Source organism: Megasphaera sp. MJR8396C, assembly GCF_001546855.1.
Taxonomy (GTDB): Bacteria; Bacillota; Negativicutes; order Veillonellales; family Megasphaeraceae; genus Megasphaera.
The window spans coordinates 1-602 of the sequence record NZ_KQ958155.1 but is presented as its reverse complement, the minus strand read 5'-3'; the positions used below and the strand labels follow the sequence as shown (position 1 = coordinate 602).

Genomic DNA, 602 nt, shown 5'->3' with positions numbered 1-602 from the left:
CATCGTTGGATTGGTATCCGCACTGGCAGCTATACAGGTGTTGATGAGGCTTGCGGTTTTCCTTATGGATAGTACCGCACTTCGGGCAACGCTGAGAGGTGTATTTTGCCGAGACTTTCAATACTTCCGAGCGATTTTCGTGAGCCTTGTAGGTCAGAAATTGCTCAAGCTGATAGAAAGGCCAACTCCGTAGGTCATAGTTCTGCTTTGCAGTTTGAGAGAGATTCGATTCCTCAAAGCTGACACCCGTCAAATCTTCCAGCACGAACAACGTATCTTTGCCGTATTTCGTAACGAGTGTCTTAGAAATCCGATGATTTACATCAGAGATCCAACGGTTCTCTCGTCCGGAAATGGCTTTGAGTCTACGCTTTGCCGATTTTGTGCCTTTGGATTGGAGCTGCTGTCTGACTTTGAGGAACTTATGTCGTTTGGCTGCAATCTTTCGCCCGGAAACAAATTTGGTTTTACCTTGTTCATCGTAACTGACAGCCAGGAATCGTAAACCACGGTCAATCCCGACAACGTGACGGATGTTCTCCTTTTGGAATCCTTCAACAGATTTGGTGACAGGAATATGCAGATACCACCGGCCTTTGAGT

Annotated in this window: 1 protein-coding gene; it reads right to left on the bottom strand. The window is 46.5% G+C overall.

What is annotated here, in order from left to right; all coding sequences use genetic code 11:
• Positions 1-602, bottom strand: a 602-nt coding sequence (locus tag HMPREF3201_RS02665; protein WP_156423315.1) for an RNA-guided endonuclease InsQ/TnpB family protein, incomplete at both ends; no start/stop codon positions are given.